This is a genomic window from Thioclava sp. GXIMD4216 (assembly GCF_037949285.1).
Classification (GTDB): domain Bacteria; phylum Pseudomonadota; class Alphaproteobacteria; order Rhodobacterales; family Rhodobacteraceae; genus Thioclava; species Thioclava litoralis.
Genome location: NZ_CP149926.1, coordinates 1,016,993 through 1,040,873, shown reverse-complemented (window position 1 = coordinate 1,040,873; position 23,881 = coordinate 1,016,993). Strand labels below are relative to the sequence as shown.

The window sequence follows — 23,881 nt, the reverse complement described above, 5'->3', positions numbered from 1 at the left end:
TCCTGAAAGTTGGAGGGCCGCCCGACGCCATGCATCGGACGGCAAAGGTGTAATCGGCAGATTACATCGAGTTGGCGACAGCATCCGCCAGCATTTTCACGGCATCATCCGACGACATGTCCGAGTTGAAATGCGCGGTGACCACATCCATGATCGCGCCCGATTGCGCACCATGCAGCGCCATACCATGCGCCATCGACGGCAGAAGCGAGCCCGCCGCACCATCGGCCTTCATATCGGCAGCGGATTTCTTGGCGCAATCGTCGAACTTGTCCAGAGACACGTCGGTCCGCACCGGAATCGAACCCTTATTGAGGTTGAAGGTTTCCTGGAAGGAGGGGCCGACGATCAGCTCGGCCAGCAGCTTCTGGCCGTCCTGCTTGTCTTTGCCATCCACCTTGAACATCGCGAAGCTGTCGACGTTATAAAGGAAACCCGCATCCCCCGGGGTCGGCGCACAGACGAAATCCACGCCCGGCTCTTTGCCTGCGGCAAGGAACTCGCCCTTCGCCCAGTCGCCCATGATCTGGAACGCCGCCTCGCCATTCATGACCATCGCGGTGGCAAGGTTCCAGTCGCGACCCGAGAAGTTGTCATCGACATAGCCGCGCAGTTTGCGCATCTCGTCAAAGACCGATTTCATCGTGTCCGAAGTCAGCGCATCGGGGTCCAGATCAACGAGCGCCTTCTGGTAGAAATCGGGGCCGCCAATGCCAAGCACGACGGTTTCGAAGATGGTTGCATCCTGCCATGCCTGACCGCCATGCGCCAAAGGCGTGATCCCTGCAGCCTTCAGCTTGTCGGCAGCGGCGTTGAACTCCTCCCAAGTGGTGGGCATCTCGATGCCATTGGCCTCGAGGATCGACTTATTGGCCCAGACCCAGTTCACACGGTGCACATTGACCGGCGCGGCACACCAGTGGCCGTCGCATTTCATATGCTCGGCGATCTGTGCGGGCAGCACATCATCCCAATGCTGCGCCTCGGCCACATCCGAGATATCGGCCAGCACGCCCTCGTCATACCATTCCTGAATCGCGGGGCCCTTGAGTTGCACGGCGGTCGGCGCATTGCCCGACAGCACACGCGCCCGCAGCGCGCTCATCGCGGCATCACCACCGCCACCGGCGACCGGCATATCGGTCCAGACACCGCCACGGTCGCTGAATTGCTTTTGCAGCACGGCCACGGCCTTGGCCTCGCCGCCCGATGTCCACCAGTGCAGGACTTCCGCCTGCGGCTCGGCCATGGCGACAGTCGCGGTCAGGGTTGCCGCCGACAGGGCTGCAAATGCAGTCATATGTTTCATTCGAAATCCTCCCAAATACCTGCGCCACTCCCCAGCGCATGGTCCCCGACAGTATAGCGCCACCTCAAGCTTTTCTCGCAATGGTGTTACCGCCGGACTTCTGCGCTGCGGCGTGGGTTTCTTGCCCGCTTTGTTACATCTTGTTACCAAAGGAAACATATCTGGTGGCCAAGACCGCCGGAGATGGGCGATTTGCACCGTCATGCCGGTTTGGCCAGGGCAGACACGCGGCCATGCGGCGACAGGGCAGGCGACAGGGGGGGAGGAAAACCGATGGCGATACCGCATCTGCTGGTTGTCGATGACGATGCCGATATGCGACAGATGATGGTGACATTCCTGCAACGCAATGGCTTTGCCGCCCATCCTGCCGCGAACGAGGCCGAAATCCGCGCCCATATGGACGGGCATCGGGTGGATCTGATCCTGCTGGATGTGATGCTGGCCGACGAGAATGGCGTGGAAATCTGCGCCCGCCTGCGGGCCGAGCAGGACCTGCCGATCATTCTGGTCTCGGCGCTCTCTGCCGATCACCAGCGCATGGCGGGCTATGAAGTGGGGGCCGATGACTATATCGCCAAGCCCTTCAACCCCGATCTGCTGATCGCGCGGGTGAAGGCGGTGCTGCGGCGGATACGGCGCACGCCCTCGCTCAGCTACCGCCGGTCCACCGGCATCTGGCATTTCGACGGCTGGCGCTATGACGGGCGGCGCGACGAGGTCCATGCCCCTGACGGCTATCAGGTGATCCTGTCCACCCGCGAGACGGCGCTGCTGAAGACGCTTCTGGCCAATCCGCGCATCCCGCTTTCGCGCGAGGAGATTGCCGCCGCCCTCACCGATCAGGCCGAGGCCGATCCGACAGGGCGGGCCATTGATGTGCTGGTGGGGCGGCTACGTTCGAAGATCGAGCGCAATCCGAAAGCACCTGTCCTGTTGCGGACCGAACGCGGGATCGGCTACGTGCTGGCCTGCGATGTCACCCACGAGGCCGAATGACGCCCCTGTCCCATCCCAGCCTGAAGGCAATGGCGGTTTTCTGGGTGCTGGCGGCATTCGCGGCAGGGGCGCTGGCGACCGGATTGTGGATCAGCAGCCAGCGGGCATGGCAGGCACATCTGGACCGGGCCGAGCTGACCGGAGAGCTGCTGTTTGCCGCAACCGAAAGCGGAGCACCGATGCCCAAGGCCCTGCAGGCCCATCCGCTTTCCGCAACCGAGGCCGCCCATGCCGAGGCCGGGCAGTTCCTTTTGCTGCCCGAAGCCCCCCGCCCCGCCCGCATCACCCATATCCCCGTGACGGGCCTGCACCCCAGCGGCACTAATGCGCCGCAGGCTCTGGTCAGGGTGCTCTCGCCCAGCCTCACCTATCCCGTGGCACGGCTCAATAGCGGCCCCGATGTCACCGCGCAGGAGATGTTCGGGCAGATCACCCGCCTGCTCTCCACCTATTGCGGCACACCACTGGTGGTGATGCGCAACTCGCAAGGACAATGGTTCCGGCTGTCAGGCGCGGATCTGTGGAGCTGCCACGCCACCCCGCCCGATCTGCGGCTGCAGGCCGTCATTCTGGGCGGGTTCGCCCTGCTCGCGCTGCTGATCGCCTCGGCCCGTGTGGCACAGCGTTTCCGCGATTTCGGCACCCGGCTCGGCCAGCGCCAGATGCAGGGCGGCCCCGATATATACGAGGATGAGGGCCCCGCCGAGCTTGCGACCATAGTCGCCGCCGTCAACCAGCATCTGACCACCGAAAAACAGCGCCTGGCCAAAAGGTTGATGGTGCTCTCGGGGGTCAGCCACGATCTGGGATCGCCAGCAACACGGCTGCGCCTGCGGGCCGCCTTGATCGAGGATGACGCCCTGCGCGAGAAGCTGACCGCCGATATCGAGCGGATGAGCGAGATGATCGATGGCGTCTTGGCCTATACACGCTCGGAACTTGATGTCGAAGCCCCGCGGCAACTGAGCCTTGGCGCGCTGGTCGAGGCCCTGGTGGATAATTACCACGATTCCGGCCAGCCGGTCGAGATGCAGCCCGTGGCCGATATCGAAAGCACCGGCGGCCAGAGCCTGTTTTCCAGCCGGACGGGGCATGGCCATCTGGGCGCGCGCCAGATCCTTGTCACGGCCCGCCCGATGGCGCTGCAACGCGCGATTTCCAATCTGGTGGATAACGCGCTGAAATACGGTCGCCGCGCGACATTGCGGCTGGAGGCCAGCTCGCGCGAGGCGATGATCGTGATCGAGGACGAAGGCGGCACGGCCCAGCCCGAGCTGATCGCCGCCCTGGTGGCCCCTTTCGAGCGCGGCGGGCAGGAGGCGCAGGTTTCGGGGCATGGTCTGGGGCTGACCATTGCCGCAACCGTCGCCGAAAGCCATAACGGCCATCTGCGCTTTGCGCAGGGCGCGCAGGGGCTTCGGGTTACGCTGACCATCGCGCGCAGCCTCTAGCGCGGTTGTCGGCCCAGCCTGTAGCGCCTATATGGGCCTTACCAGAGACGGTCAGATTGATTGCCCATGCCCCAACATCTTATCAAACTTTGCGTCGGTGCCGAAAAGGTCGAGGATCTTGCCACTTGGCAGGAGGCCCGTTTTGGTACATCGCCCGCCGAACATGTCACCCGCATGTGGCCCAAACGCGCCGAAGAGGTGCTGGATGGCGGCTCGCTTTACTGGGTCTTCAAAGGCGCGGTGCTGGCGCGGCAGAAAATCATCGGGCTGGAAGAGCGCATGGGCGAAGACGGGATCGCGCGCTGTGCCATCGTGCTGGACCGCAAGATCATCCGCACCGAGGCCCTGCCCCGCCGCCCGTTTCAGGGCTGGCGCTATCTGAGCCCCGAGGATGCCCCGAAAGACCTGCCCGCAGGCCGGACCCGCGAAGAGCCGCTACCGCGCGAGTTGCTAAGTGCGCTTTCGGAACTGGGGCTGCGCTGAACCGGCTGTCAATCTGCATATTGCCAGCTTGGCAAACTCCCGCTAGCGTTCGATAAAACGCAGGAGAGAAGATGCCGAAAGCCTTTGGTGCGCCGCTTGGCGATTGGACTGCCCCACCACCTCCGGGACCGGAGCGGATCGAAGGCCGTTACATGCATCTGGAACGCCTGTCATCCGTGCATACCCACGCGCTCTATCAGGCACTGGCGGATAATCATGATGCCTTGTGGGATTATATGGTTGTCGGGCCCTTCCATGCCGAAACCGCCTTCATCCGCTGGATCAACGAACAGATCGCCGCGAAAGATCCGCTGTTCTATGCTGTCATCGACCCTGTGACAGGGCAGGCAGCCGGTTTGCAAAGCTATCTCCGTATCGCGCCCGAAATCGGCACGATCGAACTGGGTTCCATTGTGCTGGGCGCGCAGCTTCAGCGCAGCCGCGCCGCCAGCGAAGGTTTCATCCGGATGATCGAATGGGCTTTCGAGGCAGGCTATCGCCGGTTCGAGTGGAAATGCGATGCCTGCAACCTGCCCTCCCGGCGGGCTGCTGAACGGCTGGGCCTGAGCTATGAGGGAACCTTCCGGCAGGCGCTCCATTACAAGGGACGCAATCGCGACACGGCATGGTTTGCAGCCACCGACAAGGACTGGCCTGCCTTGCGCGAAGCGTATTACGCCTGGCTCGATCCGTCGAATTTCGATGCAAGTGGCACGCAGATCGAACGGCTTTCCGATCTGACGCGACTTGTGCGGGTATCGTCCGATCCGGCACTGGCGGACCACCGCGGATAGCCTTGCGTCAGAACGCGCTGCCCGCCGCAAGACGGTCCTGTACCATCCCCGACAGGCGCGTGATATCGGCATCCGACGGCCCGCCCTCGCGTCCCAGTGCCACGGCGGCATCCTCAAGAGCATCATCACGCGCCGAGCGCGCCACACCCGAAAGGAATTGCGCGACATAGCCCAGAGAGGCCGGATCCTGCGCCCCCGAAAGGACTTCGGCCATATGGTTCAGATCGTCGCGCAAAGCGATGGGATCGGGGCTGATCGTGGCATCATTCAGCAGGATCGGCATCTTCGGGCGCTCGCTGGGCGGCAGGACAGACAGCACGGCCTGCTGGAACAGGGCAAGGCTTTCAACCGGCTTGGGCAGGAAACCATCGGCCCCCGCGCTAAAGGCCTTGGCCTCCATGCCGGTATCGCCAGACGTGCCCAATACCACCGGCAGAGCCTGATCGGCATTCTTGATCTCGCGGATCAGCTCGTCCCCGCAGCCATCAGGCAGCCCGAGATCGACGATCACCACCGACGGGCGGTAGGTGCGCAAGTGACGATGCGCCGAACGCAGGCAATCCGCACGACGGATACGCGCCCCCGACCGCAGACACAGTAGCCGCATCGCCTCGGAGGCATAGCGGCTATCTTCCACGACCAGAATCGTCAGGCCCAGAAGCGGGCGGGCGGCGTTTACGGGGCGCTGGCCGATAAGGCCGGCAAGGTCATCACTCATCTCGGTCTCCACAGTCAGGTGAATCGGCGTATATAGAGAGTTAAGCCGAGATAGAGTGAACAGACGGTTAACGCATACCTGCTTCCTGCATTTTTGGTCGTGATTGACCTCGGGGCCAAAGGGGTGCAACGTCCCGCGCAGGAGAAAGCGCCAGATTTCCCGGCGCATAGGAGGAAAAATGATTGGTCGTCTTAACCATGTTGCAATCGCTGTTCCGGACCTCAAGGCAGCGGCGGCGCAATATGAGAACACGCTCGGGGCCAAGGTCGGCGCACCGCAGGACGAGCCCGATCACGGCGTGACCGTGGTCTTCATCGAGTTGCCCAATACGAAAATCGAACTGCTCTACCCGCTGGGCGCGAACAGCCCGATCAACGGCTTTCTGGAAAAGAACCCTTCGGGCGGCATTCACCATATGTGCTTCGAAGTCGATGACATTCTGGCGGCGCGGGACAAGCTGCAAGCCGAGGGTGCGCGTGTTCTGGGCACCGGCGAGCCGAAAATCGGAGCGCATGGCAAGCCTGTTTTGTTCTTGCATCCCAAGGACTTCAACGGCTGCCTGATCGAGCTGGAACAGGTCTGACCCATGAGCGAGGAGATCGCTGCTTTATTTGCCAACGGGGCCGAGGTGGCGCTGCGCGTGACCCCCAAAGCCTCGCGCAATGCGATCCTCCTCGCCGAGGACGGGCTGCGGGCCTATGTGACCACCGTGCCCGAAGACGGCAAGGCCAATGCCGCCGTCACCAAGCTTCTGGCCAAGACGCTGGGCGTGGCGAAATCGCGCCTTACGCTGCTGCGTGGCCAGACCAGCCGCCAGAAAGTGTTCCGCCTCGATTGAGGGAACCTTTTCCCACGCCCGTCGTTTTCCTTTCAAATCACAGGAGGAAACGACATGGACCTCATTCGCATCATCGTGGCGATCATCCTGCCGCCTTTGGGTGTGTTCCTGCAAGTGGGACTGGGTAAACAGTTCTGGATCAATATCTTGCTGACCATTCTGGGCTACATTCCCGGCATCGTCCATGCGGTCTGGGTGATCGCGCGCACTCCCAGCCACGCCTGAGACCCCGCAAGACGACAGGATCAACGATTGTGAAAAAGGGCCCCAAGGGGCCCTTTTCTGATGTCGTGATAGAGGGCGGGATTACGCCGGAGCTCAGTCCTGCGGGATCACGCGCAGGTTCAACTCGCGCAGCTGCTCGTTCATCGGCTCCGAGGGGGCCCCCATCATCAGATCTTCGGCGCGCTGGTTCATCGGGAACATGATGACTTCGCGAATGTTCTGCTCTTCGGCCAGCAGCATCACGATCCGGTCGATCCCTGCCGCGCAACCACCGTGGGGCGGAGCGCCATATTTGAACGCTTTGACCATACCGCCGAAACGCTTCTCGACCTCGGAATGCGGATAGCCCGCGATCTCGAAGGCCTTATACATGATCGCCAGATCGTGGTTCCGGATCGCGCCCGAGATCAGCTCGTAGCCGTTGCAGGCAAGGTCATACTGATAGCCCAGCACATCCAGCGGGTCGCCATCCAGCGCTTCCAACCCGCCCTGCGGCATCGAGAAGGGGTTGTGGCTGAAGTCGATCTTGCCCTCGTCGTCTTTCTCATACATCGGGAAATCGACGATCCATGCGAATTTGAAGCAGTCCTTCTCGGTCAAGCCCAGCTCTTCACCAATGACATTGCGCGCACGGCCCGCCACGCCCTCGAAGCTTTCGGGCTTGCCGCCAAGGAAGAAGGCCGCATCACCCTCGCCCAGACCCAGCTGGCTGCGGATCGCCTCGGTACGCTCGGGGCCGATGTTCTTGGCCAAGGGACCTGCGGCCTCGACCGAGCCATCCTCGGCCTTGCGCCAGAAGATATAGCCCATGCCCGGCAGACCCTGCTCTTGCGCGAATTTGTTCATCCGGTCGCAGAACTTGCGCGAGCCGCCTTTGGGCGCGGGGATCGCGCGGATCTCGGTGCCTTCCTGTTCCAGCAGCTTGGCGAAGATCGCAAAACCGGAGCCAGCGAAATGCTCGGAAACCACCTGCATCTCGATCGGGTTGCGCAGGTCGGGCTTATCCGAGCCGTATTTCAGCAGCGATTCCTTATAGGGGATCAGCGGCCATTCGCTATCGACGCGCTTGCCTTTGCCGAATTCCTCGAAGACGCCCTGAATAACGGGCTGCACGGCGGCAAACACGTCTTCTTGGTTGACGAAGGACATCTCGACATCGAGCTGGTAGAAGTCGGTGGGCGAACGGTCGGCGCGCGGGTCCTCGTCACGGAAGCAGGGCGCGATCTGGAAGTAACGGTCGAAGCCCGCGACCATGATCAGCTGTTTGAACTGCTGCGGCGCCTGCGGCAGCGCGTAGAATTTGCCCGGATGCAGACGCGAGGGCACAAGGAAGTCACGCGCGCCTTCGGGGCTGGAGGCGGTGATGATCGGCGTCTGGAATTCGTTGAACTTCGCATCCCACATGCGGTTGCGCAGGCTGCGCACCACGTTGGAACGCAGCATCATGTTGTTATGCAGGTTCTCGCGGCGCAGGTCGAGGAAGCGATAGGTCAGGCGCGTCTCTTCGGGATAGTCCTGTTCGCCAAAGACCGGCAGCGGCAGCTCGGCGGCCTCGCCCAGCACTTCGATATCGCGGACATAGACCTCGATCTCGCCGGTCGGGATCTTGGGGTTCACAAGCGAGGCATCGCGCAGCTTCACCGACCCGTCGATGCGGATCACCCATTCCGAGCGCACTTTTTCCAGCGCCTTGAAGGCGGGGCTGTCGCCATCGCACAGCACTTGCGTCATGCCGTAATGGTCGCGCAGGTCGATGAACAGCACGCCACCGTGGTCTCGCACCCGATGCACCCAGCCCGACAGGCGGACGGTTTCACCGGCATTGGCCGCGCTCAGATCGGCGCAGGTATGGGAACGATAGGCGTGCATGTGACTTCCCTCAGTGTTTAGGCTCGCTAAATCGGCCCATGAAACATGGGCGTTCGGCTCTGCGCCGATACACATTCTGGGGGCAGGAAAGTCAAGGCCGGAAGAGATTTCAAAGCCTGCCTGCGGTGCTTTCTGTGCACGGCAGGCCCATGCAGCGCGGCGGACAGGCGCTGTTACATGCCTATTTAGCGGGCAAGGAGGCAAAACACATGCATCCTGTGCCACACCGCCCGCCCTGTCCGGCGTGGATTCACACGGCCACTTCTCGATTCCTCTCTTGACGGCGCGAACACCTGCAACAGGGCCGACGCCGCGCCCCGTGCAAGCGCTCCTCCCTGCAAGACAGCACGCCTGGGCCGGTTTTGCCAAGGCCCGGTGGTTACGACAGTGACGAAGGAGAGAGATGATGCCTTGGGACCTTCTTATGGACCGCATTATCCGCCACATGATGCAGCGTGGCGTAAAGATCACCATAAAAGGCCCCGAATTGTCGCGCCGCATCGTGCTCAACCCCGATCTGGGCGTGGTCGGGGACGCGCCTCCGACCCGTGATGGCTTCTACAATCCGCCGCTCAAGCCGATGCGCGCCGTACCCCCCTTGCACGGCGGCAGCCATACAGAACACCCAAGCTGCACGGGCTGAAATCCGCAAGGCACAGCCCGAAGGCGCAGAATAATCGGGCCGACCGATCCAACCTTCAGATCAAACCCTGCACCCTGCCGGTTTCCGGAGCGGGGCTTTTGCGGATTCCCCTTGCAAGAGGGCAGATCAGGACTTGCGCCGAGGCGCAGGCTGACTATAACCCCCACCAATTTGCGTGAGGCCATCTAGGCCCGCGCCCTTTGTTATGCGCCGAATCGAAGGAACCGCACCATGCCGAAGAGAACTGACATCAAGTCCATCCTCATTATCGGTGCAGGGCCTATCATTATCGGGCAAGCCTGCGAATTCGACTATTCGGGCGCTCAGGCCTGTAAGGCTCTGCGCGAAGAGGGTTACCGCGTCATTCTGGTGAACTCGAACCCCGCCACGATCATGACCGACCCCCATATGGCCGATGCCACCTATATCGAGCCGATCACCCCCGAGGTCGTCGCCAAGATCGTCGAGAAGGAACGCCCCGATGCGATCCTGCCGACCATGGGCGGCCAGACCGGCCTGAACACCGCGCTGGCCTTGGCCGATATGGGCGTGCTGGAGAAATTCAACGTCGAGCTGATCGGCGCCAACCGCGAAGCCATCGAGATGGCCGAAGACCGCAAGCTGTTCCGCGAGGCAATGGACCGTCTGGGCATCGAAAACCCCAAGGCAACCATCGTCACCGCGCCGAAGAAAGCCGATGGCAAATTCGACGTGAACGCAGGCGTGCAACAGGCGCTGACCGAGCTGGATCACATCGGCCTTCCGGCGATCATCCGCCCCGCCTTCACTATGGGTGGCACCGGCGGCGGTGTGGCCTATAACCGCGACGATTACGAGCGCATCTGCCGCTCGGGTCTGGATGCCTCGCCCGTGGCGCAGATCCTTGTCGATGAAAGCCTGCTGGGCTGGAAAGAATTCGAGATGGAAGTGGTCCGCGACAAGGCGGATAACGCGATCATCGTCTGCGCCATCGAGAATATCGACCCGATGGGCGTGCATACCGGCGACTCGATCACCATTGCCCCTGCCCTGACGCTGACCGATAAAGAATACCAGCTGATGCGCACCCATTCGATCAACGTGTTGCGCGAGATCGGCGTGGAAACCGGTGGTTCCAACGTGCAATGGGCGGTCAACCCCGCCGATGGCCGTATGGTCGTGATCGAGATGAACCCCCGCGTGTCGCGCTCCTCGGCGCTGGCCTCCAAGGCCACCGGCTTCCCGATCGCGAAAGTCGCAGCGAAACTGGCCGTGGGCTATACGCTTGACGAGCTGGACAACGACATCACCAAGGTCACGCCGGCGTCGTTCGAGCCGACCATCGACTATGTCGTCACCAAGATCCCGCGTTTCGCCTTTGAAAAATTCCCGGGCTCCGAGCCGTCGCTGACCACCGCGATGAAATCCGTGGGCGAGGCGATGGCCATCGGCCGTACCTTCCACGAGTCGCTGCAAAAGGCGCTGGCCTCGCTGGAAACCGGCCTGTCGGGCTTTGACGAGATCGAAATCGCAGGCGCGCCTGACAAGGCCGCTGTGATCAAGGAAATCTCCAAACAGACCCCCGACCGCCTGCGTCTGATCGCGCAAGCCATGCGCCACGGGCTGACCAATGACGAAATCATCGCCGCGACCTCCTTCGACCCGTGGTTCCTTGACCGTATCCGCGAGATCATCGACGCCGAGGCCGATATCCGCAAGAACGGCCTGCCGATGGACGAGAAAGGTCTGCGCAAGATCAAGATGATGGGCTTCACCGATGCCCGCCTTGCGCAACTGACCGGTCGCACCGAAGGTCAGGTGCGCCGCGCGCGCCGCAACCTTGGCGTTGTGGCCTCGTTCAAGCGTATCGACACCTGCGCCGCCGAATTCGAAGCACAGACCCCCTATATGTATTCCACTTATGAAGCCCCCGCGATGGGCGATGTGGAATGCGAGGCGCGCCCCTCGGACCGCAAGAAAGTGGTCATTCTGGGTGGCGGTCCGAACCGGATCGGTCAGGGCATCGAGTTCGATTATTGCTGCTGCCATGCATGTTTCGCGCTGTCGGATGCGGGCTACGAGACCATCATGGTCAACTGCAACCCCGAGACCGTCTCGACCGATTATGACACCTCGGACCGTCTCTATTTCGAGCCGCTGACGCTGGAACATGTGCTGGAAATCCTGCGCGTGGAGCAGGATAAAGGCACGCTACACGGCGTGATCGTGCAGTTCGGTGGCCAGACGCCGCTGAAACTGGCAAATGCGCTGGAAGCGGAAGGTATTCCGATCCTTGGCACCACGCCCGATGCGATCGACCTTGCCGAAGACCGCGAGCGTTTCCAGGCGCTGCTCAATGATCTGGGCCTGAAGCAGCCGATCAACGGTATCGCGCATTCCGAGGCCGAAGCCTATGAAATCGCGGGCCGTGTGGGCTATCCGCTGGTGATCCGCCCGTCCTATGTTCTGGGTGGCCGCGCGATGGAGATCGTGCGCGATCTGGATCAGCTCAAGCGCTATATCAACACCGCCGTTGTGGTGTCGGGCGACAGCCCCGTGCTGCTCGACAGCTATCTGACCGGTGCCATCGAGATCGACGTGGACGCTCTGTCGGATGGCGAGACCGTCCATGTGGCGGGCATCATGCAGCATATCGAGGAAGCGGGCGTCCACTCGGGCGACTCGGCCTGCTCGCTGCCGCCCTACTCGCTGTCGAAAGAGATGATCGCCGAGCTGAAAGAGCAGACGGTGAAACTGGCGCTGGGTCTCAACGTCAAGGGTCTGATGAACGTGCAATTCGCGATCAAGGACGGCGTGATCTATGTGCTCGAGGTCAACCCGCGTGCCTCGCGTACCGTGCCCTTCGTGGCCAAGGCGACCGACTCGGCGATTGCGTCGATTGCCGCGCGTCTGATGGCGGGCGAGCCGATGTCGGCCTTCCCCGAGCGCGCGCCCTATCCGGCGGATGCGGGCCCCGAAGACGACCTGCCCTTCGCAGACGAGATGACGCTGGCCGATCCGATCACCCCTTGGTATTCGGTAAAAGAAGCCGTGCTGCCCTTCGCCCGCTTCCCGGGTGTGGACACGCTGCTTGGTCCGGAAATGCGCTCGACCGGCGAGGTCATGGGCTGGGACCGCAACTTCCCGCGCGCCTTCCTGAAAGCGCAGATGGGCGCAGGCACCCAACTGCCGACCGAGGGCCGTGTGTTCATGTCGATCAAGGATGCCGACAAGTCGGAAGATCTGGCCTCGGCTGCGAAAGACCTGATTTCGATGGGCTTTGCGATCACCGCCACCCGCGGCACCGCCAAATGGCTGGCCGAGAAAGGCGTCGAAGCAGAGCTGATCAACAAGGTCTATGAAGGCCGCCCGAATATCGTGGACCGTATGAAAGACAGCCAGATCGCGCTCGTGTTCAACACGACCGAGGGCACGCAGTCGATCTCTGATTCACGTGAAATCCGCTCGGTCGCGCTTTATGACCATATCCCCTACTTCACCACGGCCGCCGGTTCCATCGCAGCCGTCGCCGCGATGAAGAGCCGCGCCGAAGGGGATGTGATCGTGCGTTCGCTGCAAGCCTAAGCAGCCCTGCATCCAGAAACGGGCGGCACTCCGGTGCCGCCTTTTTTTATGACCTACTGCCTGTTCAACGCTTCACGATGTCCGGCCAAGGAGGGCGTGAAAACGGCCTTGGTACACGCTGCGACCTCTTCCCCGAGCCCCTGCCCGAGCGCCGCGAAATCCGCCGTCTCCGCCTCGGCCAGACGCGCCTTCCACGGGTTGGCCACGTGGTCGAAATAGGGGCGCATTTCGGTGTCGGAATGGTCCTGCGCCAATTCGGCCAGCAACAGATACCGCCCGTTATCAACCCGCGCCAATTCGCGCGCGGGGCTGCCGTAAAATCCGCTGATCACCCCCGGAAGGCGCATGGCCTCGGTCTGTTCAAGCCATGCCCCATAGGCCGACAGCGCCTCTAGACAGGTGGCGATCTGCTGGGCGCGCGGCTCTGCCCGCGACGGCCCGCCCAAGGCAAGCCCCGCCATCAGCATCAAGGCGCCATATCGTAAAAACATCTCTCCCTCCCGTCGTTTCGTGCCTCTCTCCCTGCCCGTCAGCATGCGCCGAAATGATGGACAAAAAATTGATAAACTCGGGTTTGTTTCCAAAATCAAAAAAGTGGGTTTGATCTGCATCAATGCGGCCCGTTGGACTTCGGCCTCATATTCACACCATTAAATATGAGGACCATTATGAGCTATTCAGACAAGATCTCCTCCATGCGCGGCGAGTTGCGGACAATGGCGCAGGCCATTCCGGACACAATGAAGGGGTTCCGCACCCTGTCGGAGAATGTCGAGACAGGCGGTGTGCTTGATAAAAAGCAAAAAGAGATGCTCGCCTTGGGAATGGCGCTGGTACAGAGATGCGAGCCCTGCATCCTGTTCCATGTAGAAGCGTTCCGCAAAGCCGGTGGCACGCGCGAGGAACTGGGCGACGTGCTGGGCATGGCCATCCAGATGAGCGGCGGCCCGGGGGTCATGTATGCGGGCCACGCGCTGGCCGCATGGGACGAACTCGCAGGATAACGCGTATTCCGGATATATCATTGTCATTCCCCTTCACGGGGGGATGACATTTCCACAAAAATACGAGATTTTGGCCCCATCCCTTATGGAGATGGTCATGACCTCGATCCGAAAGCTGGTGGCCACGCTTGGCCTCGCTCTTTCTCTTGCAAGCTGTGGCAGCGGCCCGATGGTGGGCAAACTTGTCAACCCGAGCCCGCTCAACCCCGCCGATTACACAGCGCCCGGCATTCCGTTACAATTCGGCGACCGTTCCCCCCATCCGTGGGACGATCTCGCGCCTGCCAGCTATTCGGTCCACGGGATTGATGCGGCGCGCTATCAGGGGCTGGTCGACTGGCGGCGTGCCCGCAGCTCGGGCATCCGGTTCGCGTGGCTCAAGGCCACCGAGGGCGGCGATTATATCGATCCGGGTTACGGGCTGAACGCCAAATCCGCCCGCTCGGCAGGCGTGGCCGTCGGGGCCTATCACTTCTATTATTTCTGCCGCACCCCGCAAGAGCAGGCGCGCTGGTATATCAGCCGCGTCAAACGGGTTTCGGGCGATCTGCCCCCCGTTCTGGATATCGAGTGGAACCATCAGTCGAAGACCTGCCGCCGCTTCCCCAATCCCGAAACCGTGCGTGCCGAAATGCGCACGTTCCTCGATATCGTGACCGCCCATTACGGCACCCGTCCGGTGATCTATACCACGGTCGATTTTTGGCATGACAATGATCTGGAGCGGCTGGGCAATTATGATTTCTGGCTGCGCTCGGTCGCCGATCACCCGCGTGACCGCTATCCGGGCGTGCGCTGGACCTTCTGGCAATATACCGGCACCGGCATTGTGCCGGGCATCGGCGGCACGGTGGACCTGAACGCATTCGCAGGGTCTCCCACCGGCTGGGCCAACTGGTACACCGCCCGCCAGCAACCCTGATGTGAAAGGCCGCCCCGAGGGGCGGCCTTTTCCTTAGCCATTCATGCGGATACGCACGTTTTCAGGGTCATGCGGGCTGTCGACGGTGACTTCCGCCGGATAGTCCTGCCCCAAGATACGCACGCTTAGCTTGGTGCCCGGCTCGGCCAGATCGGGGCGTACATAGCCCATGCCGATCTGCTTGCCGAAGGCCACCGAATAGCCGCCCGAGGTCAGACGCCCGACTTTCTCACCATCCAGCTTGATCGCCTCACGGCCCCATGTATCGGCATCCTCCGGCCCGTCGATCAGCAGGGTGACACACATCGCGCGGATCCCCTTATCCAGCATCGCCTGCTTGCCGGTGAAGTCTTTCTCCAGATCGACAAAGCGGTTCAGACCGGCCTCAAGCGGAGTGGCATCGCGGCCCAGCTCGTTGCCGAAGGCGCGGTAGGATTTCTCCTGACGCAGCCAGTTCTGCGCACGGGCACCGACCAGCTTCATGCCGTGCTTGGCACCAGCCTCGTTGAGCGCTTTCCACAGGTAACGCGAGAATTCGATGGGGAAGTGCAGCTCCCAACCCAATTCGCCGGTATAGGCCACGCGGACCGCACGCACAGGGCACATGCCCAGCTCGATATTGCGCATCGACAGCCACGGGAAGCGCTTGTTCGACAGAACGGTTTCAGGCTCGGCATCCACGACAAGCTCATTGAGGATCGCACGGGCATTGGGCCCTGCCAGCGCGAAGACGCCCCATTGCGTGGTGATGTCGTGGATGTCGAGATAGTCACCGCCCGCTGCGCGGAAGTCCTCGGCCGATTTCTTGAGGTAATCGGCGTCGTAATCCGTCCATGCACCGGCGGAGATCAGGTAATATTCATCCTCGGCAATGCGCACGATGGTATATTCGGTGCGGGTCGTGCCTGCGGGGGTCAGCGCATAGGTCAGGTTGATGCGGCCAACTTTCGGCAGCTTGTTGCATGTGAACATGTCTAGGAAGGCCGTCGCACCGGGGCCACGCACCAGATGTTTGGTGAAGGCGGAGGCGTCGATCAGACCAGCCGTATTGCGGATCGCCTCAGCTTCTTCCTTGGCATATTGCCACCATGCGCCACGACGGAAAGAGCGCGAGTCATGGTCGAAATTCGAGGGCGCATCTTTCGGGCCGTAGTAGTTGGGGCGTTCCCAGCCATTGACCTGACCCATCTGCGCGCCCTCAGCAATCTGGGCGTCATAATTCGGCGTGGTGCGCAGCGGGCGTGCGGCTTCGCGCTCTTCATCGGGGTGGTGAAGGATGAAGACGTGCTCGTAGCATTCCTCGTTCTTCTTGACCGCCCATTCATTGGTCATCCACTGGCCATAGCGTTTGGGATCAAGCGAGGCCATGTCGATCTCGGCTTCGCCTTCCACCATCATCTGCGCCAGATAATAGCCGGTGCCGCCTGCGGCGGTGATCCCGAAGCTGAAGCCTTCGGCCAGCCACATATTGCGCAGCCCCGGAGCCGGACCCACCAGCGGGTTGCCATCGGGGGTGTAGCAGATCGGGCCGTTGAAATCGTCTTTCAGGCCAGCGGTCTCGGTGGTCGGAAGCCGGTGGATCATCGACATATATTCTTCCTCGATCCGCTCGAGATCCAGCGGGAAGAGATCGGCGCGGAAAGTATCCGGTACGCCATGGCGGAAGCAGGCCGGAGCGCCACGCTCATAGGGGCCAAGGATCCAGCCGCCGCGCTCTTCGCGCACATACCACTTGCTGTCGGAATCGCGCAGGACGGGGTGCTCGGGGTTGCCTGCCTCGCGGTAGGCCAGCAGCGCCGGATCGGGCTCGGTCACGATGAACTGGTGCTCCACCGGAATCGCGGGGATCTTGATGCCCAACAACTGCGCGGTACGCTGAGCGTGGTTGCCGGTTGCGGTGACGACATGCTCGGCGTGGATATCGACCATCTCGCCCGAGCCCACAAGGTTGCCGCCCTTATCGACCATCTTCTCAAGCGTCACGATCCATTCTGAACCGGTCCACTTATAGGCGTTGACCTGCAGCTTGCGCACGATCTCGACGCCGCGCTGGCGCGCGCCCTTGGCCATGGCCTGGGTCACATCGGCGGGGTTGATATAGCCGTCCTGCGGGTGGAAGAGCGCGCCGATCAGGTCGTCGGTATTCAGCAGCGGCCAGCGGTCCTTCATCTCCTTGGGGGTCAGGAACTCGTGGTAGACATCCGCCGTTTCAGCGATCGAGCTATACAGCAGATATTCGTCCATCCGGTCCTGCGTCTGCGCCATACGCAGGTTGCCGCAGATCGAGAAGCCCGCATTCAGACCGGTCTCGGCCTCAAGCGTCTTGTAGAAATCCACCGAGTATTTGTGGATATGGGTCGTCGCATAGCCCATGTTGAACAGCGGCAAGAGACCCGCCGCGTGCCAGGTGGAGCCTGCGGTCAGCTCGTCGCGCTCGACAAGCATCACATCCTTCCAGCCCGCCTTGGCAAGGTGGTAGGCGATCGAACAGCCGACGGCGCCGCCACCGACGACCAAAGCTTTGACATGGGTTTTCATGGGGGCATCTCCTGTTGGCCTTTCACCCATTTCTGGCAGAAGCCCAAATCTTCGGAGCGCCGCGCCCGACCTTTGGCGGCAAAAAACGACACGGCGCCCTGTCGCGGGCGGCGATATATGGCACGGATCGCGTTTACCAATGGTTCATGAATCTGTCGCGCGGAAGGTAGGGAGAGGTTATATCAAACTTATCACAATTCGTTAGTAGCCTCTTAACCATTGAGCCCCCCATGTCCCTGTCGAGCTATCTCTCCGGACTGCTGAGTTATTTCTTCAAGCTCTGGCTCAGCCAGCAGAACAGCCCCTCCGCGCAGCAAGCGGGCACAGCCCAACCAAGCGGCGCGGTTTCCGCATCGTCTCAGGCGGCAGCGACACAGGGCATGACCAGCGCGGGCACGATGGCGCCGCAAAGCGCCGCACCGACGGAAACGACCCAGATCGGGCTTGTCGTCGAATCCGCCCTGCGCGGCGAGACCGCCATCCCGCCGCAAGACAGCGCGACATATCCCAAAAGCGCCCCTGCCCTGCCCACGCCCCCCTCTGCCACCGCCCAGCCGCAGCCCCCCGGTGCGGACATCCTGCCCGCGACGGGGCTCGGCCTTGGCCTGAGCCGCAGCATCGCGGAGAATGCCGTTACCGTGCCGCTGGATGCCGACCTTCAGGATCAGGCCAGCGCGGTCTTTGCCCAGATGGGCTATGGCACCGGAAACGAAAGCCGCGCCCGTGCCTACGCGCAGGCCCGCATTGTGGCCACACGGCAGGAAAACCTTATCGAGCGGCTGCGCCAGACCGCCGAAAGCTTCCTGCCTGCCGCACAAAGCCACACCGCGTCCAACCGCCTCAGCCAGACGCAGGCCGCCAAGCTTTACGAAGCGCTCAGCCCGATCTTTGCCGATGCGTTCTCGTCAGTGGCGCGTGGCGGGACGCAAGTCTTCGATGCGCAGGGGTTGGTGTCCAGCCAGTTGCGCATGCAGCTTTAGAACCCCATCGGCGGGTTCCCTCTCAAGCCCCCAATATCACTAAATTTTTTGTGACCCATCCCGATGGACCCGAAAAGGGGAGGTCGGGGTTTTCCTCTTCACACAGCGAGGCGAACCTGTTCCGGCCTCCGAGAATGAAGAGGGAGAAGACATATGAAAAAGCTTCTTGCAACCACCGCAATCACCGTTATGGCCGCCCTGCCGGTCATGGCACAATCCAACGCGACCGCAGGCACCGATATGGCCCCCAAGGCCAGTGCGGGCCAGGCCAGTGCGGACAAGGCCAGTGCGGGGGCCAGCGCCGAGACTGCGGGTAAAACATTCTTTGCCTCGGTGCCGGATGCCGTCATGGCGTCGGATTTCATCGGTAAGCGTGTCTACGCGACAGCCGAAAAGACCACCGATATCACCGCACAGAGCGATATGGATGATATTGGCGAAGTCAGCGATGTCGTGATCGGCATGCGGGGCGATGTCGAGGCTGTGCTGATTGATGTGGGCGGCTTCCTCGGCATTGGCGAGAAAACCGTGGCGGTCAATCTGGATGCCCTGCAGATTGTGCCCAATGGCGATAATGCCGACGAATACCGTCTGGTCATGCAAGGCGACAAGGGCGCGCTTGAGACGGCTCCGGCCTATGATCCCGCGATGGACAGGATGGACCATGCCGCCGCCACGACCGGCAGCAGCATGAAAGCTGCGGGCAATGATGTCGCGGATGCCGCACATTCGGCCGCCGGTTGGACAAAGGATAAGGCCGCCGCTGCCGGTGCCGCCGTTTCGGGCGCAGCAAGCGAGGCGGCCGACTGGACCAAGGATAAGACCGCCCAGGCCGGCTCTGCGATGGAAAAGGCAGGCGATGACATGTCGCAGGCCGCCGATCATACCAAAGCGGATATGAAATCCGCAGCGGATACGCCGGCCAATCCCGATGGCACCCCGATCACCGACTGGACGCAGATAACGGCGCAGGATCTGAACGGGCAGCCGGTTTACGGCCCCAATGACGAAACCATCGGCAAGGTCAGCGATGTGGTGACCGATGCGGGTCAGGGCGTGACCAAAGTCATCGTCAATGTCGGCGGCTTCCTCGGTCTGGGCGCGAAATCCGTTGCGCTGACGCCGGACCAGATGGAAGTCACCAAGGGCGAGAAAGGCCTGTCGATCCACGTGGCCGCCACGCAGGACGAGCTGGAGCAGATGCCCGAATATACCGGCTGACCCCACCCGCCTCTCACGACAAAACGAAGGCCCGGAGACAGCTCCGGGCCTTTCCCATATGCGCCCTGAGGGCGCGCATCTTGGGCCGGACCGGCGTAGGCCTCAGGGCTGCGTGACAGCCGGCGCATAGTCCCAGACGGACAACCGCACCGGCGCACCATCCGCCTCCTGTGCCCAGCGGGCCACAGAGGGCAGCACGAAACGTTGTTGCGATACCAATCGCGCCTGACAGGCCACACCATCGGAGGGAAGTGCGGCACGGCTTGGCACCGTATCCCCAAAATCACGTTCGACCGTCACCAGACGCAGCGGATGGTGCGGGCAGGTCTGCAGGGCATCATCGCGCACCCGTTGATCGCGCAGACCGACCATCCCCAGCAGCCAGCTATCTCCCGTGATCACTTCCGCCTGCGCGCGATCGGCCATCGCGCCGACCCGCGCGGCCAGCTCGGGGGCATCGGCATTCAGCCGCGACGGCATCAGGCCGCGCGTCACGCCCAGACCGGCCAGCACCACCAGACCAAGCGCCAGCGCAGTCCAGCCCATTGCCCGCCCCGCCACCTCGGGCGCCCTGCGATAGGCCCAAAGCGCGACCGCTATCGTGAAGCAGATCGACAGGGGCAGAAGCCAGCGCGGGCTGAGACGGGTGATCCCGATCCCCAGCGCCGCCCCCAGAATAAGCAGCGCCGCCAGACCCCACAGGCCAAACAGCGCCCGAATGACCATATCCAGTCGGGCGCTCTGCAGCCCCTTTGGCCTGCGGCGCAGGAAAATGGCCATCGCAGCCCAGAACAACAGGCACAGGATCACCGCACCCAGCTCGCCCCCCAACACCGCCAGAACCGCAGACTCGTCGCCACGATAGAACTTGCCACCCGAGGCCGTCGCAGCGGCCGGATGGCTGACCATCCACCAAAGCGGCAGCCCCTCGATACAGGCGGCGATGCCTGCCGCCAGTGCCAGCCGCCCGATACGCAAAGGCCGGAACCCCGCCCGCGCGGGCCGCAAGGCCAACAGCACCAGAATGGCAGGTACGATCATCAGATAGATATTGGCCTTTGAAAGACAGGCCAGCCCGAAGACCACGCCTAGCACGCCGTAATCGCGCCAGCGCCCACGGTCGAGCACGGCGGCATAGGCCCAGATAAGCGCGGTGGTTGCAGCGATCACCGCAACCGAATGTGTCAGGCTGCGTTGCGCCTCCCACATCAGATCGGGCAGAAGCGCAAGTGACAGCCCCGCCACGGCGCCTGCCGCCCGATCACCGGTCAGCCGCCGGAGCCCCGCCACCGCCAGACAGGCCGCCAGTGCCAGCAAGGCGAATTTGGCTGCCGCAATCGAGGCGACCGACAGGCCGAACAGGTCGAAGACAAGGCTCTGATACCAGTTATAGACCGGAAACTGCGGCCCGTAGCCAAGCGCCAGATCCTGCGCGCGCAGCACCATCTCGGCCTCGTCCAGTTCCAGCCCCGGCCCGCAAAAGAGCCGCACCAGAAAACCAAGTGTAAAATACAGAACGAGCGCGAGATAAACTGCGCGCTCGTTTTGAAGAAATCGGGTCATGAAGGCTCACAGCATTGAGGGCAGAACCTGATCCGGCGGGCGGTGCCCGTCGGCAAAGGTCTTGATGTTGATCAACACCTTTTCCCCCATCTCGACGCGGCCTTCAATCGTCGAAGACCCCATATGCGGCAGAAGCACGACATTGGGCAGCTCACGCAGGCGTGGGTTGATCTCGGAGCGCCCTTCGAAGACATCAAGACCGGCACCGGCAATCTCGCCCGCGCGCAACATCCGCGTCAGGGCATTTTCGTCGATCACCTCGCCGCGCGAGGTATTCACCACCACCGCCGAGGGCTTCAACAGCTTGAGACGGCGCGCATTCAGCAGATGGAAGGTCGAAGGCGTATGCGGACAGTTGACCGAGATCACATCGACGCGGCTGACCATCTGGTCGAGGCTTTCCCAATAGGTCGCCTCCAGCGCCCCCTCGATCTCGGGACGCAGACGGCGGCGGTTGTGATAATGGATCTGCATGCCGAAGGCACGCGCCCGCCGCGCCACCGCCTGCCCGATCCGGCCCATGCCCAGAATGCCCAGACGCTTGCCGCCGATTCGACCGCCCAGATAGGCGGTGGGCGACCAGCCCTCCCAGCGGCCCGACTGCATCACCACAAGACCTTCGGGGATCCGCCGCGTGACCGCCAGAATCAGCGCCATCGTCATATCCGCCGTATCGTCGGTCACCACACCGGGCGTATTGGACACCAGAATACCGCGCTGACGGGCGGTGGCGACATCGATATGATCCACCCCTGCCCCGAAATTCGCGATCAGTTTCAAGGTGTCGCCCGCCTGCGCCAGCATATTGGCGTCGATCTTGTCGGTCAGGGTCGGCACCAGAACATCGGCACGCTTCATCGCGGCCACAAGTTCGTCGCGCGTCATCGGCGCATCCGTATCGCGCAGCTCGACATCAAACAGTTCTTTCATCCGGGTCTCGACAACCTCGGGCAACCGTCGCGTGACAACAACACTCAGTCGTTGGATCGGCATGGTCTGCTCTCCCCCTCTTCCAACTCTCCGTCCTTACAGGCAAACTGCGCCTCAAGGGTCAAAGATACAAGACCCGCCGAGGCAGAAAATGGCAAAAACAGCTATATCATCGCAATTATGTTGCGCGATGATCTCATTAACCTATGGGTAGCAAGCACATGATTACGAAACGGGCAACCTTGCGCGCGATCTTCCTGACGATCCTTTCGGCCAGCTTCCTGACTTTCGTCTACGGGCATTATTCCCATGCGCAGGAATCACCGGAGGAAAGCGCGCTTTTGTCCGAGGAGGATAACGGCCCTACCCCCGAGATGGATCTGGCGCCTGAAGGGGCCGATGCGGGCAAGACCAAACTCGGTTCGGCCACCAACCTGCCCATTCCGCGCTATGTCTCGCTGAAGACCTCGACCGGCAATGTGCGCCGAGGCCCCTCCCTGTCGCACCGGATCGACTGGGTCTTCAAACATCGGGGCATGCCGCTGAAGATCACCGCCGAATACGGCAACTGGCGGCGGATCGAAGACCGTGACGGCGCGGGGGGCTGGGTCCATTATGCGCTGATCTCGGGGGTCCGCACCGTGGTCATCCAGGAGGATATGGCGCTTTTGCATGCGAAGCCCGATGACAATGCCGCCATCACCGCGCGCGCGGAATCCGGTGCCATCCTGCATCTGGGCAAATGCACCCATGACTGGTGCGAGATCCGTGCGGAAGGCGCGGAAGGCTGGGTGCGCAAAACCGAAATCTGGGGCGTCGATCCCGACGAAATTCGCGACTAGCGCCTTTACCGGTCTGTCAGGTTGGGCTAGGTCTGCCGCGCAGGGAGATAGCTGATCGGCCAAAAGAGGGCCTGCCCCATGTATGATTCTGAAAGCGTGAAACTTAACAGCTCTGCGGGGCTGGCCTCGGTAGCCGTGGCGATGGTGCTGGTGGGGCTGAAGGCATGGGCGCTATGGCAGACAGGGGCAGTGTCTATCGGGGCCTCTCTGGCCGATAGCGCGATGGACCTGCTGATCTCGGTTCTGGGCCTGATCACCATCCTCTACGCCGCCAAACCCGCCGATCATGACCATGCCTTCGGCCACGGCTCTGCCGAAGATCTCGTCTCGTTGGGGCAGGCGCTTTTTGTGGCGGCCTCTTCCGGCATCATCATCTGGACAGCCGTCGAACGCTTGCTGATGCCCGCGGCCAGCTACAAGCTGGAGGCCGAGGGCACCGGCATCGCCATCATGATCTTCTCGGTCCTTCTCACGCTTGTTCTGGTCTGGTGGCAGGGGCGTGTGGCCAAGAGCACCGGCAATAAGGTCGTTGCAGCAGACCGGCTGCATTATGTGGGCGATATGATCCCCGCCCTTGGGGCGGTCTTCGCGCTCTGGGCGTCAAAATCGCTTGGCTGGCACAAGGTCGATGCGGTGGTGGCGCTGCTGGCGGCGCTGGTGATGCTCAAAGGCGCGTGGACCATTGGCACCGGCGGCTGGAACGCCCTGATGGACGGGGCTGTTGCCCCCGAGATCGTCAAGAACATCCGCCATATCGCCAGCACCCATCCGGGCGTGCGCGCGTTCCACGACCTGAAAACCCGCACTGCGGGGGCCACGATGTTCGTGCAGCTGCATGTCGAACTGGATGGGGAGCAGACGCTGGAGGACGCGCATGAGATTGCGGCCCGCCTCAAGCACAAGATCATCGACACCTATCCCAATGCGGATGTCATCATCCATAAGGATGTCTGGCGCTCTGGCAAATAGGGCAGGCCCGCAAGCCCGC

22 protein-coding genes are annotated in these 23,881 nt (G+C 62.3%); 15 read left to right on the top strand and 7 right to left on the bottom strand.

Annotated features, from left to right (window positions below):
• Positions 1-61: 61 nt before the first annotated feature.
• Positions 62-1,309 carry an ABC transporter substrate-binding protein gene (locus tag WDB88_RS05130; RefSeq protein WP_339109129.1) on the bottom strand — a complete coding sequence of 416 codons (1,248 nt, stop codon included), beginning with the start codon at positions 1,307-1,309 and terminating at the stop codon, positions 62-64.
• A 273-nt stretch (positions 1,310-1,582) separates the two neighbouring features.
• Here WDB88_RS05130 and WDB88_RS05125 point away from each other — a divergent pair, with 273 nt between their 5' ends.
• The 4 genes from WDB88_RS05125 to WDB88_RS05110 all read left to right on the top strand — a co-directional run bounded on the left by WDB88_RS05125 (position 1,583) and on the right by WDB88_RS05110 (position 5,036).
• Positions 1,583-2,308, top strand: coding sequence for a response regulator transcription factor (locus tag WDB88_RS05125; protein ID WP_339109128.1), 726 nt, complete (start codon positions 1,583-1,585; stop codon positions 2,306-2,308).
• Positions 2,305-3,759: an ATP-binding protein gene (locus WDB88_RS05120; protein WP_339109127.1), complete on the top strand. Its 1,455-nt coding sequence runs from the start codon at positions 2,305-2,307 to the stop codon at positions 3,757-3,759. The genes WDB88_RS05125 and WDB88_RS05120 overlap by 4 nt, the downstream gene beginning before the upstream one ends.
• Positions 3,760-3,825: 66 nt before the next feature.
• Positions 3,826-4,242 carry a DUF1489 domain-containing protein gene (locus tag WDB88_RS05115; protein WP_339109126.1) on the top strand — a complete coding sequence of 139 codons (417 nt, stop codon included), beginning with the start codon at positions 3,826-3,828 and terminating at the stop codon, positions 4,240-4,242.
• A gap of 71 nt (positions 4,243-4,313) precedes the next feature.
• Positions 4,314-5,036, top strand: coding sequence for a GNAT family protein (locus tag WDB88_RS05110; RefSeq protein ID WP_339109125.1), 723 nt, complete (start codon positions 4,314-4,316; stop codon positions 5,034-5,036).
• 7 nt (positions 5,037-5,043) lie between these two features.
• Here WDB88_RS05110 and WDB88_RS05105 read toward each other — a convergent pair whose 3' ends face one another.
• Positions 5,044-5,754, bottom strand: a complete 711-nt coding sequence (locus WDB88_RS05105) for a response regulator (RefSeq protein ID WP_339109124.1) — start codon at positions 5,752-5,754, stop codon at positions 5,044-5,046.
• 178 nt (positions 5,755-5,932) lie between these two features.
• Between WDB88_RS05105 and mce the strand changes: the two genes are divergently transcribed.
• The 3 genes from mce to WDB88_RS05090 are packed head-to-tail and all read left to right on the top strand — an operon-like array spanning position 5,933 to position 6,817.
• Complete coding sequence (gene mce / locus WDB88_RS05100) at positions 5,933-6,337, top strand: methylmalonyl-CoA epimerase (protein ID WP_339109123.1); 405 nt, start codon at positions 5,933-5,935, stop codon at positions 6,335-6,337.
• A gap of 3 nt (positions 6,338-6,340) precedes the next feature.
• Positions 6,341-6,592, top strand: coding sequence for a DUF167 domain-containing protein (locus WDB88_RS05095; protein WP_339109122.1), 252 nt, complete (start codon positions 6,341-6,343; stop codon positions 6,590-6,592).
• 54 nt (positions 6,593-6,646) lie between these two features.
• Positions 6,647-6,817, top strand: coding sequence for a YqaE/Pmp3 family membrane protein (locus WDB88_RS05090; protein ID WP_339109121.1), 171 nt, complete (start codon positions 6,647-6,649; stop codon positions 6,815-6,817).
• A gap of 93 nt (positions 6,818-6,910) precedes the next feature.
• On the opposite strand, the gene aspS is transcribed toward WDB88_RS05090, so the two are convergent.
• Positions 6,911-8,686 (bottom strand): aspartate--tRNA ligase, encoded by a 1,776-nt coding sequence (gene aspS / locus WDB88_RS05085; protein WP_339109120.1) that lies wholly within the window; start codon positions 8,684-8,686, stop codon positions 6,911-6,913.
• Between the two features lie 403 nt (positions 8,687-9,089).
• Here aspS and WDB88_RS05080 point away from each other — a divergent pair, with 403 nt between their 5' ends.
• Both WDB88_RS05080 and carB read left to right on the top strand, forming a co-directional pair.
• Positions 9,090-9,329: a hypothetical protein gene (locus WDB88_RS05080; protein ID WP_339109119.1), complete on the top strand. Its 240-nt coding sequence runs from the start codon at positions 9,090-9,092 to the stop codon at positions 9,327-9,329.
• A gap of 231 nt (positions 9,330-9,560) precedes the next feature.
• Positions 9,561-12,893, top strand: a complete 3,333-nt coding sequence (carB, locus tag WDB88_RS05075) for a carbamoyl-phosphate synthase large subunit (protein ID WP_339109118.1) — start codon at positions 9,561-9,563, stop codon at positions 12,891-12,893.
• Between the two features lie 53 nt (positions 12,894-12,946).
• Here the strand turns inward: carB and WDB88_RS05070 are convergent, their stop codons facing one another.
• Positions 12,947-13,384 (bottom strand): hypothetical protein, encoded by a 438-nt coding sequence (locus WDB88_RS05070; protein WP_339109117.1) that lies wholly within the window; start codon positions 13,382-13,384, stop codon positions 12,947-12,949.
• 177 nt (positions 13,385-13,561) lie between these two features.
• Between WDB88_RS05070 and WDB88_RS05065 the strand changes: the two genes are divergently transcribed.
• Complete coding sequence (locus WDB88_RS05065) at positions 13,562-13,897, top strand: carboxymuconolactone decarboxylase family protein (RefSeq protein WP_339109116.1); 336 nt, start codon at positions 13,562-13,564, stop codon at positions 13,895-13,897.
• Positions 13,898-13,994: 97 nt separating this feature from the next.
• Positions 13,995-14,819, top strand: coding sequence for a GH25 family lysozyme (locus WDB88_RS05060; RefSeq protein WP_339109115.1), 825 nt, complete (start codon positions 13,995-13,997; stop codon positions 14,817-14,819).
• Positions 14,820-14,852: 33 nt separating this feature from the next.
• Here the strand turns inward: WDB88_RS05060 and WDB88_RS05055 are convergent, their stop codons facing one another.
• The gene (locus WDB88_RS05055; RefSeq protein ID WP_339109114.1) at positions 14,853-17,357 is read right to left on the bottom strand and encodes an FAD-dependent oxidoreductase; all 2,505 of its coding nucleotides are present in this window, start codon (positions 17,355-17,357) and stop codon (positions 14,853-14,855) included.
• Positions 17,358-17,587: 230 nt separating this feature from the next.
• Between WDB88_RS05055 and WDB88_RS05050 the strand changes: the two genes are divergently transcribed.
• Both WDB88_RS05050 and WDB88_RS05045 read left to right on the top strand, forming a co-directional pair.
• Positions 17,588-18,337 (top strand): hypothetical protein, encoded by a 750-nt coding sequence (locus WDB88_RS05050; RefSeq protein ID WP_339109113.1) that lies wholly within the window; start codon positions 17,588-17,590, stop codon positions 18,335-18,337.
• Positions 18,338-18,490: 153 nt separating this feature from the next.
• Positions 18,491-19,558: a PRC-barrel domain-containing protein gene (locus WDB88_RS05045; RefSeq protein WP_339109112.1), complete on the top strand. Its 1,068-nt coding sequence runs from the start codon at positions 18,491-18,493 to the stop codon at positions 19,556-19,558.
• A 102-nt stretch (positions 19,559-19,660) separates the two neighbouring features.
• Here the strand turns inward: WDB88_RS05045 and WDB88_RS05040 are convergent, their stop codons facing one another.
• A complete protein-coding gene (locus tag WDB88_RS05040) occupies positions 19,661-21,121 on the bottom strand; it encodes a glycosyltransferase family 39 protein (RefSeq protein ID WP_339109111.1) in 1,461 nt (486 codons plus the stop codon).
• 6 nt (positions 21,122-21,127) lie between these two features.
• A complete protein-coding gene (locus tag WDB88_RS05035) occupies positions 21,128-22,114 on the bottom strand; it encodes a D-glycerate dehydrogenase (RefSeq protein ID WP_339109110.1) in 987 nt (328 codons plus the stop codon).
• A gap of 311 nt (positions 22,115-22,425) precedes the next feature.
• Between WDB88_RS05035 and WDB88_RS05030 the strand changes: the two genes are divergently transcribed.
• Positions 22,426-22,893, top strand: coding sequence for an SH3 domain-containing protein (locus WDB88_RS05030; protein ID WP_339109475.1), 468 nt, complete (start codon positions 22,426-22,428; stop codon positions 22,891-22,893).
• Between the two features lie 78 nt (positions 22,894-22,971).
• A complete protein-coding gene (locus WDB88_RS05025) occupies positions 22,972-23,862 on the top strand; it encodes a cation diffusion facilitator family transporter (protein WP_339109109.1) in 891 nt (296 codons plus the stop codon).
• Positions 23,863-23,881 lie beyond the last annotated feature (19 nt).

What these genes read in the sequence shown, in the direction of transcription:
- WDB88_RS05130 (WP_339109129.1), bottom strand. Translation starts at nt 1,309, where the DNA reads ATGAAACATATGACTGCATTTGCAGCCCTGTCGGCGGCAACCCTGACC.
- WDB88_RS05125 (WP_339109128.1), top strand. Translation starts at nt 1,583, where the DNA reads ATGGCGATACCGCATCTGCTGGTTGTCGATGACGATGCCGATATGCGA.
- WDB88_RS05120 (WP_339109127.1), top strand. Translation starts at nt 2,305, where the DNA reads ATGACGCCCCTGTCCCATCCCAGCCTGAAGGCAATGGCGGTTTTCTGG.
- WDB88_RS05115 (WP_339109126.1), top strand. Translation starts at nt 3,826, where the DNA reads ATGCCCCAACATCTTATCAAACTTTGCGTCGGTGCCGAAAAGGTCGAG.
- WDB88_RS05110 (WP_339109125.1), top strand. Translation starts at nt 4,314, where the DNA reads ATGCCGAAAGCCTTTGGTGCGCCGCTTGGCGATTGGACTGCCCCACCA.
- WDB88_RS05105 (WP_339109124.1), bottom strand. Translation starts at nt 5,754, where the DNA reads ATGAGTGATGACCTTGCCGGCCTTATCGGCCAGCGCCCCGTAAACGCC.
- mce (WP_339109123.1), top strand. Translation starts at nt 5,933, where the DNA reads ATGATTGGTCGTCTTAACCATGTTGCAATCGCTGTTCCGGACCTCAAG.
- WDB88_RS05095 (WP_339109122.1), top strand. Translation starts at nt 6,341, where the DNA reads ATGAGCGAGGAGATCGCTGCTTTATTTGCCAACGGGGCCGAGGTGGCG.
- WDB88_RS05090 (WP_339109121.1), top strand. Translation starts at nt 6,647, where the DNA reads ATGGACCTCATTCGCATCATCGTGGCGATCATCCTGCCGCCTTTGGGT.
- aspS (WP_339109120.1), bottom strand. Translation starts at nt 8,686, where the DNA reads ATGCACGCCTATCGTTCCCATACCTGCGCCGATCTGAGCGCGGCCAAT.
- WDB88_RS05080 (WP_339109119.1), top strand. Translation starts at nt 9,090, where the DNA reads ATGATGCCTTGGGACCTTCTTATGGACCGCATTATCCGCCACATGATG.
- carB (WP_339109118.1), top strand. Translation starts at nt 9,561, where the DNA reads ATGCCGAAGAGAACTGACATCAAGTCCATCCTCATTATCGGTGCAGGG.
- WDB88_RS05070 (WP_339109117.1), bottom strand. Translation starts at nt 13,384, where the DNA reads ATGTTTTTACGATATGGCGCCTTGATGCTGATGGCGGGGCTTGCCTTG.
- WDB88_RS05065 (WP_339109116.1), top strand. Translation starts at nt 13,562, where the DNA reads ATGAGCTATTCAGACAAGATCTCCTCCATGCGCGGCGAGTTGCGGACA.
- WDB88_RS05060 (WP_339109115.1), top strand. Translation starts at nt 13,995, where the DNA reads ATGACCTCGATCCGAAAGCTGGTGGCCACGCTTGGCCTCGCTCTTTCT.
- WDB88_RS05055 (WP_339109114.1), bottom strand. Translation starts at nt 17,357, where the DNA reads ATGAAAACCCATGTCAAAGCTTTGGTCGTCGGTGGCGGCGCCGTCGGC.
- WDB88_RS05050 (WP_339109113.1), top strand. Translation starts at nt 17,588, where the DNA reads ATGTCCCTGTCGAGCTATCTCTCCGGACTGCTGAGTTATTTCTTCAAG.
- WDB88_RS05045 (WP_339109112.1), top strand. Translation starts at nt 18,491, where the DNA reads ATGAAAAAGCTTCTTGCAACCACCGCAATCACCGTTATGGCCGCCCTG.
- WDB88_RS05040 (WP_339109111.1), bottom strand. Translation starts at nt 21,121, where the DNA reads ATGACCCGATTTCTTCAAAACGAGCGCGCAGTTTATCTCGCGCTCGTT.
- WDB88_RS05035 (WP_339109110.1), bottom strand. Translation starts at nt 22,114, where the DNA reads ATGCCGATCCAACGACTGAGTGTTGTTGTCACGCGACGGTTGCCCGAG.
- WDB88_RS05030 (WP_339109475.1), top strand. Translation starts at nt 22,426, where the DNA reads ATGGATCTGGCGCCTGAAGGGGCCGATGCGGGCAAGACCAAACTCGGT.
- WDB88_RS05025 (WP_339109109.1), top strand. Translation starts at nt 22,972, where the DNA reads ATGTATGATTCTGAAAGCGTGAAACTTAACAGCTCTGCGGGGCTGGCC.